The organism is Sinomonas sp. (genome assembly GCF_051955515.1).
Taxonomy (GTDB): Bacteria; Actinomycetota; Actinomycetes; order Actinomycetales; family Micrococcaceae; genus Sinomonas.
In genome coordinates, this window is sequence record NZ_JBQCGQ010000041.1 from 1 (window position 1) to 7,580 (window position 7,580).

The window sequence follows — 7,580 nt, forward strand, 5'->3', positions numbered from 1 at the left end:
GGGGTCTCCCCTGCCACCATCGTTGAGATGCTCGACCGGAACTTCCTGCCAACCGACGACGTAGTCCTCGAGCAGAATGTGCCGCTGGTCGAGATCAACGGGCGCACCATTCTCTTCGACACCGGAATGGGAGATTCGAAGGTCTTCGGGCCCACGACTGGAAGGCTGATCAACAGTCTGAGCGAAGCAGGGCGCAAGCCCGAGGAAGTCGACACCATCGTCCTCTCCCACGCGCACATCGACCATATCGGCGGCATCGCCAACGCGGACGGCGACCTGTTGTTCCCGAATGCCGAGATCTGGATCAGCGAACGCGACTTCCACGACTGGACAACGGGCGAGAACATCAGGCCCGGCTTCGAGGTGCAGATCCAGATGGCGCAGCGCAACCTCGCCCCACACGGCGACCGCGTCTTCTTCTACTCTGACGAGCAGGAGTTCCTTCCTGGAGTGCACGCCATGCATACCCCCGGGCACACCATGGGACACCATTGCTTCGTGATCGAGTCGGGGGACGATCGGTTCTGCTTCCTCGGAGACCTAACGCACCACCACGTCCTGCTGATGGAGCGCCCGCTGATGGAATTCAAGTACGACGCGGACCCGGCCCTTTCGGCCCGATCCCGCCAGCGCATGCTCGGGATGCTCGCCCACGACCGCATTCAGGTGATGTCCTACCACTATGCGTGGCCCGGCCTCGGTCATGTGGCCAGGGAAGGTGAGGGCTTCCGCTACTACCCCCAGCCAATGGAGATGCTTGCCTGAAGCGCATCTGTTCCGATTCCGCCTCCCTAGAAGGAACTGTCGGAGGAATCCTGGACGCTCGGCTAGGACCGAGAGGTGGCCGGAGCGTCAAAGCGTCCCAGGAGACCTCTGGCTAGGGCCCCCTCGATTCTGGGCGCTGCCACCCCCCGCGCAGCGCCCAGAATCGAGGGCCGACCTATTGGAACCGGAGGAGCCGTTCTCCTCCGGCTACACACCATGCAATCTGCCTCGGACAGAGACGAACGGCGTGAATTCGGCCTCGAGGAGAGGGAAATAAGCGCGCGCGCTTCACCTCTGACGTATCGCACTCCGACCGGAGACCAGGCCTCGGATCCGACCTCGACAGTGCTGGGTCCCGGTGGAAAGCGACGACCTTCCGAGCCAGAGTCAACAGCCTAGGGCAAAGCCAGTTCCCCGGTGGCTACACGCTCGCCCTCCCGCTTGCATGGCAGGTGCACGTGCGAAGCGTTTTAGGAAGGTCGAACGTAGTACTGGTCTCTCCACCCCTGCTCGGAGGCCGGCTCTGCGAGGAGGGCTTCGCGGGCGGACGCGTAGACGTGGTTTCTCATGACGGATTCGGCGCCGAAGGGGTCCTTGTGCTCGATCATCTCGAGGACCGCACGGTGCTCCCGGATGGAGTCCAGAATTCTGCCGGGCTGCCCGACGGTACGGATCACGAGCCGATGGTAGGCCAACTGGTTCATGAGCCGCTCGTAGTGCTCGACGAGCTTGCGGTTGTCCGCGCCCCGCACCATGATCCAGTGGAACTCGTGCACGAGCCGGGCGTAGGCCTCGGGGTCCTCAGAGCGGACGGCTTCCTCGGAATCCTCGAGATTGCGGCGCAGCACTCCGAGCTCCGCGGCATCGCCCCGGCGGGCTAGGAGGGAGGCCGCGAGTCCCTCGAGGGACTCCTTGAGCTCGAAAAGCTCGATGACCTCCCGGCGCGTGGGCTCCCGCACGAAGGTGCCAACCTTCGGCCGGATCTCCACCAGTCCCTCGTGCTGGAGCTGCTTGAGCGCCTCTCGGACGGGGGTGCGGCTGACGTCGAATTCCTGGGCGAGGTAGGCCTCAGGGAGCAGTGTGCCCGGAGGGAAGTCGCCTCCGAGGACGAGGCGCCGCAGCCGGCCGAGGAGACTGCCCTGCTCGCCCGTGTCCGCCTCGTCCTTGCCGGCGGCTGCGACCGGTTGGAGGACGACTACTGCGCCTGGGCGAGGATGAGTCTGACGTCCTCTGCCGTGACCGGACGCGGCGCTTGACGAATGACTGCCTCGGCCTCGCTCATCGTGGCCTCCACGACCGTCTCCAGAGCTTCGCTGCTCAGGTTGAATTCCCTGATGCGACGGGGCACGTCGAGCCGCTCGAACAGGAGCTCGATCTCGTCCGCGGCAGATCGCGCTTCTAGGGCACCGCGTGCTTCCGCCAGGATCCCAGCCATCACCTCCTGCTGCCCCCGAGTGGCCGGTTCGAAGAATCGCATAACGTGCGGCAGCGTCACACAGGAGGTGACCCCGTGAGGCACTCCCGCGGCACCGAGCTGGTGCCCGATCGCGTGAGAGAGGCCCACCGGGACATTGTGCACTCCGACGAGGGACATCCAGGCGGCCTGGTGGCACCGCAGTCCAGCTTCCAAGTCCTCTGGGTCCCTGGCAGTCCAGGGCAGGTCCCTGGCGAGGATCTTCAGGGCGCCCATGCAGAGGGCCGTCGTGAACGGGTGGGCATTCTTCGCATAGGCGATCTCGACAGCGTGGTCGATTGCGCGAACTCCGGTCGTGGTCCAGAGCCTCCGAGGAGTGAGCGCGGAGAGCGCAGGGTCCAGGATGACCGTTGCCGGTGTGAGCTCGAGGTACCTACACAGTTCCTTCCGCGTTGTGGCCGAATCGACGAAGGCGGCAACGCCGTTCCATTCGGCCGCGGACAGAGTGGTCGGGACTGCGATTGTGGGCAGAGGAGCGCGGGCCAGCGGAAGCAGTCCATGGGAGAGGCTGTAGCGGAGGAAATCGCGGGGATCATCGACTTTCTCGCTGACGCCCAACGAGGTGAGCTTGGCGGCATCGATTGCCGACCCGCCGCCGATTCCGATGACGACATCAGCCCCGGTGTCCCTCGCCAGGGCCACGAGTTCCATGATTCCCTCGAGAGGGTTGTGGGCCTGGATCTCGGTGTGGACGCCCACGACTCTCTCGCCCAGGTCCTCCACCAGCCTCCCGAACGGTTCGCTGGCGCCCAGAGTCCTTCCGCTCAGGATAAGGGCTCTGCCCAAGCCCCGCCGGTCGAGTTCGGCAGGAAGACCTGCAAGAGCCCCGGGCCCTTCGATGACGCGTTCCGTGCGGGGCATCTCGAAGATCGTCATGTTGCTCACTCTATTTCCTCCATATGAAAGGGCACGTCCCCGAGGGGATGACCCGGGGACGCGCCGTTCTGCTGCTAACCGCGGGAGTGCGGAAGCACCTTCAGGGCCCTTCTGCCGCCGCCTCAGCTGCCCTTGACGAGGCCTCCGAGGGAGGGATGACCCGAGCGGCGGTGTCTGCTGATTCCGCAGCCCGGGTAGCCGGAGGAATGGTCGAGCCCGGGGGGACGGCGCTTCCTTCGGCTCCCTTTTCCTCCAGGTACTTGACGACATTCGCACCGGCCACCCGCCCGAACGTCATCGAGCGCAGCGACGAGGTGGCCGGGGGGTACTCGTGGTAGTAGAGACCGGTGATCTCGCCTGCCGCATAGAGCCCCGGAATCGGCACTCCGCCGCGGGAGACGACGCGCGCATCCGTGTCCACCTTCAACCCTCCATAGGTGAAGGTGATCCTCGCCTCCAAGGGATAGCCGTAGAAGGGGCTCTCCTGGATCCGGTTCGCCCAGTTCGACTTGGGCGGGGTGATGCCCTCTGTGCTGAGTCCGTCGAGGACCTCGGGCCGGAAGGGGCCGCCCGGAGTGGCGGCGTTGTACTCTCGCACCGTCGCCTCGAGCGTATCCGGGTCCAGGCCCAGCTTCAGGGCAAGCTCTGCCAGGGTGGCGCCCTCCTCGGGCTCCAGGTCAGTGGTCTCGTACACCCAGCCTGGCCGCATGCGGTCCATGACAGGCTTGTCGGTGATGAGATAGGCCTTCTGGCTCTGGTTCTTCCAGACCTCATAGGCCAGGAGCTCGAAGTGGGCGAAGAGGTAGTCCTCACCTTCATCGAAGAAGCGCTTGCCCTCCTGGTTGACGCAGATCCCGTAGTTGTGGCCCCAGATCACGGCGTCGGGTCGGCTGGTCCTCGAGTCGACCACCTCTGAGTGGAACATGTCGAACTGGCCGGCGGTGTCGGCCCCGACCTCCATCGCCATGCGGATTCCGGCTCCCTTGTTGCGGTGGAGGCCGGGGACGATCGGCTTGATGTCAACGGCATTTTGGCCGATGTAGGCGGTGAGCATCTCGGGATTGCCCTCGAAGCCTCCGGAGGCGATGACAACCGCCTTGGATTTCAGGGTGCGCAGCAGGCCGTCCGCTCCGCGCACGAGGACGCCGTCGACCCTTCCCTCCTCTGAGACGCTGAGCTTGACCGCCTCCGTCTGGTAGAGGATTTCGGCGTTCTCGTACTTCTTGAAGTGGGCCAGCAGATTGTTCACAATCTGGAGGCCTCCGCCGACGGGCCACTTGATGCTCTTGTCCGTCTCGTATTCCAAGGCGACGTCGTTCTCCCAGTGCTGGTAGATCTCTACGCCGTGATCCTCGAGATACTTCATCGTCCCGGGAACCTCCCTTTCCAGGGCCAGGCAGTAGTCGAGATCGGCCAGGCCCTTGGAGGTCTCCATCACCTTGTCCTTCCACGCGGCGTCGAGGCGGTTGTCCTCGTACACACGCAGCCAGGCCATGGTCCAGCGGGAGCCGCCGGAGCGTTCGCCCTCGGCACCCACCTCCACGATCGCCACCCGGCCCTGGCGGCCTTCTTCGGCGGCCTTCTCGCAGTAGCTCAGACCGGCGGAGGCACCAGCGAAGCCGCTGCCGATCACAATCAAGTCGTACTCGGACATTTTTCCACCTCATGATCCTTGAAGATGCAGCACGGCAAGTGAGATCGATTGGCTGAATTTGGGAGCGACGGATTGGAGCAGGGGCTTACTGTTGCTTCCAGGTAAGGGGATCGTTCGGGTGCTGGAAGAAGGCGTCAAGCTGCTTCCCAGTCAGCCATCCGCCGGTGGGTTCAAGCCAGCCGTCTGCGTTCGGATCGCAATCAGTGCCCAGAGCCTTCTTCGCCTCGTCATAGGTGATGGGCGATACGCTCAGCACGATGGACTGGATCTTCGGCCCCTGCTGCTCCAAGATGCGCACTGCGGTTTCGACCCCCAGATCACTTTCGCCCTTCGGCGGCCAGATGTTGTAGCCCGTCGTCGCAAAGTCCGGATGATTTACCCAGTAGCATGCTGCCCCGGTTTCCCCACCGATGTTGACCGGAACCACGGGGCGGCCAGACTGCTGGAGCGCTTGGAGGACTCCGGTTGCGGAGGCGGGCTGAGCGACGATCCCGTCCAACTTCTCAGGGTGGGTGGCGAGGAATTTCTGGACCTCTGTCTTCGTGACGGAGGCAGACCACATGCCGGTCACCGAACCTACGAGCCTGATGCCCGGATATTGCTTCAGGGCATCTTGGACTCCAGTTTCGAAGTCGATCGCGTTCGTTGCGCCCGGCACTCCTTGGACGTCGAGGACGTTGCCCTTGCCGCCAATCTTGTCTAACACCTCCTAGGCGAAGACGCTCCCGGCTTCCCGATAGTTGGTCACGGCGCTGACTGCGTAGGGGGAGTCGACGTGGCCGCTCCAAGCCACGAAGGGAACGCCCTTGTTGTACGCGTACTGGATGGACTGGTTCAGCGCGGTCTTGGCTGAGCAGCAGGCGATGATGATATCGACGCCCTGGTCGGCGAGCTGGCGGATCTGCTGATTCTGCACGGTGTCGTCACCGCCGGATTGCGCGACGACAATGTTCTTGATCAACCCTGCCTTCTGGTACCGCGGAAGTACCTGCTTCATCAAGTAGTCCATCGCGGTGGTCTGCCAAGAATTGCCGGCATAGGGGCTGCTGTATCCGATCGTCCATGGAGGCGGCCCCTTCGGCTTCCAGCCCTCAAGGTACGGAGGCTGGCCGGTCAGCGCATCGGAGTTGATGTAGGCCTTCTGGGCCTGGGCCGGCAGGCTGGATATCGCGCTGCCCGAGGTGCCGCCAGTCTGGGAACTCCCGGCAAAGTCATTTCCGCCGCAGCCGGTGAGCGCAAGCACGGCAGCCAAAGCGGCGCTGAGCGCAAGCAGCCATCGAAACCTTGGCCGCCTCGTCTTACAGCCCTTGGGACGCCAAGGACCGCGTTGGTCTTCTTTGACCATCTTCTTCTCCCTAGTGGACGTGGTTCGCTCGGCAGAGGTGCCGGCGCCTGCCTTTCCAAAGGCCGCAGGAGACGCCTAAGCAAAGTTCTCTCCAAGACAGTATGGCGATCATACGGTCCTATTGAATCGGTGACAAGATCCTTTTCCTTGGGTAGCCCGTGTGCATCCCTACCCCTCCCGCCCCCGCTGTCGGGGGGAAGTACTGCCGAAGGCGGGTATCCGTCGTGGGAGACCCGCAACACTGGTGGAAATAGTGGCTCTCTGCATCGCACCTTGACGTACGGGAATACCGTATGACAACCTTTGAGCAGGTGAACTGGATCACGCTGACGTCATCGCCAGTGTGGGGTGACCGGTTCCGCTGAGCTCCAGGAACGGGAACGGTTTTCCGGCAGCGACCCTGCCCGGCAGCGCAGCCCAGGACCGCGAATCCGGCGAGCGCCTGTCCGCTCCCACAACTTTGTGAGGGCTTTCCACGCTGTGAGCACTAGGAGAACTTGAATGGCGGAGGCCACGACGAACTCCCCCTCTCGGTCAGAGCAGACCGCGTCGGCGGGTCAGAAGGCAGCAGTAGAAATCAGCAGGGTCGCGAAATCCTTCGGAGAGACACGCGCCCTGCGAGATGCGACGTTTTCGGCCGCTCCCGGAGAAATCCATGCCATTGTCGGCGAGAACGGCAGCGGCAAGAGCACCCTGGCCAAGATGATGTCGGGCATCGTCCTTCCCGACAAGGGTTCCCTGAGCATCAACGGGGGGACCATCACGAGTCCCGCTGCCGCCTTGCGCTCCGGGGTGGCCACTGTCTTCCAGGAGGTTCTCGTCGCAGAGGGGGCGAGCGTCGCCGACAACGTGTTCATCGGAGCCCAGGCCATTTGGCGCAGGGGAATGTCCCGAAAAGAACAGGCGAGGCGCGCCGCGGAGCTGCTCGAACCGCTCATGGACCATCCCGTAGATCCTTCAGCCCCGGTCGAAACGCTGAGCCTGGCGGATCGGCAGTGGGTGACGATAGGCCGCGCGCTCGCGCGTTCCCCCAGAGTCCTAATATTCGACGAGTCAACCGCCGCACTGGATCTTCCGGGCGCATCACGGCTCTACAGCGAAATGGAGAGGCTCCGTTCCAAGGGCGTCTGCGTCATCATCGTCACACACCGCATTGCGGAACTCACGACGTTCGCTGATCGCGCCACGGTCCTCCGCGACGGCGCCGACGTGGGAGTCCTCAGCGGAGACGAGATCACCGAGAGCCGGCTCATGGAACTCATGACCGGGGTCTCCGACGGTGAGGGGCTCGCCGCAGCTGGCCATCGTCGCACCAAGGCTGCCCGAGCACAGGACAGCGCGGTTCTCCGCGCTTCACAGCTGGTGCTCTCGGCAGGGGCCCGCCCCTCCGACTTCGAACTTCGAGAAGGCGAGATCGTCGGTTTTGCGGGGTTGGACGGCCAGGGTCAGACTGAGTTCCTGCAGGC

General features: G+C 63.9%; 6 protein-coding genes and 1 pseudogene. 3 read left to right on the forward strand and 4 right to left on the reverse strand.

Annotation, left to right across the window (positions count from 1 at the left end; genetic code table 11):
* Positions 1 to 765 (forward strand): MBL fold metallo-hydrolase (locus ACTHL9_RS02165; protein ID WP_440517023.1); only part of this gene is annotated, 765 nt, incomplete at its 5' end.
* Between the two features lie 470 nt (positions 766 to 1,235).
* Here ACTHL9_RS02165 and ACTHL9_RS02170 read toward each other — a convergent pair.
* The gene (locus ACTHL9_RS02170; RefSeq protein WP_440517030.1) at positions 1,236 to 1,844 is read right to left on the reverse strand and encodes a GntR family transcriptional regulator; all 609 of its coding nucleotides are present in this window, start codon (positions 1,842 to 1,844) and stop codon (positions 1,236 to 1,238) included.
* On the opposite strand from ACTHL9_RS02170, the gene ACTHL9_RS02175 reads away from it, so the two are divergent.
* Positions 1,764 to 2,021: a hypothetical protein gene (locus ACTHL9_RS02175; protein WP_440517025.1), complete on the forward strand. Its 258-nt coding sequence runs from the start codon at positions 1,764 to 1,766 to the stop codon at positions 2,019 to 2,021. The genes ACTHL9_RS02170 and ACTHL9_RS02175 overlap by 81 nt on opposite strands.
* Here the strand turns inward: ACTHL9_RS02175 and ACTHL9_RS02180 are convergent.
* The 3 genes and pseudogenes from ACTHL9_RS02180 to ACTHL9_RS02190 all read right to left on the reverse strand — a co-directional run bounded on the left by ACTHL9_RS02180 (position 1,961) and on the right by ACTHL9_RS02190 (position 6,114).
* A complete protein-coding gene (locus tag ACTHL9_RS02180; RefSeq protein ID WP_440517026.1) occupies positions 1,961 to 3,115 on the reverse strand; it encodes an iron-containing alcohol dehydrogenase in 1,155 nt (384 codons plus the stop codon). The two genes, ACTHL9_RS02175 and ACTHL9_RS02180, sit on opposite strands and share 61 nt — an antisense overlap.
* Positions 3,116 to 3,215: 100 nt before the next feature.
* Entirely contained in the window at positions 3,216 to 4,769 is a 1,554-nt protein-coding gene (locus ACTHL9_RS02185) for an FAD-binding protein (RefSeq protein ID WP_440517027.1), read from the reverse strand.
* Between the two features lie 85 nt (positions 4,770 to 4,854).
* Positions 4,855 to 6,114: pseudogene (locus tag ACTHL9_RS02190) on the reverse strand (ABC transporter substrate-binding protein).
* Between the two features lie 501 nt (positions 6,115 to 6,615).
* Here ACTHL9_RS02190 and ACTHL9_RS02195 point away from each other — a divergent pair.
* Positions 6,616 to 7,580 (forward strand): ATP-binding cassette domain-containing protein (locus ACTHL9_RS02195; RefSeq protein ID WP_440517029.1); only part of this gene is annotated, 965 nt, incomplete at its 3' end.

What these genes read in the sequence shown, in the direction of transcription:
- ACTHL9_RS02185 (WP_440517027.1), bottom strand. Translation starts at nt 4,769, where the DNA reads ATGTCCGAGTACGACTTGATTGTGATCGGCAGCGGCTTCGCTGGTGCC.
- ACTHL9_RS02180 (WP_440517026.1), bottom strand. Translation starts at nt 3,115, where the DNA reads ATGACGATCTTCGAGATGCCCCGCACGGAACGCGTCATCGAAGGGCCC.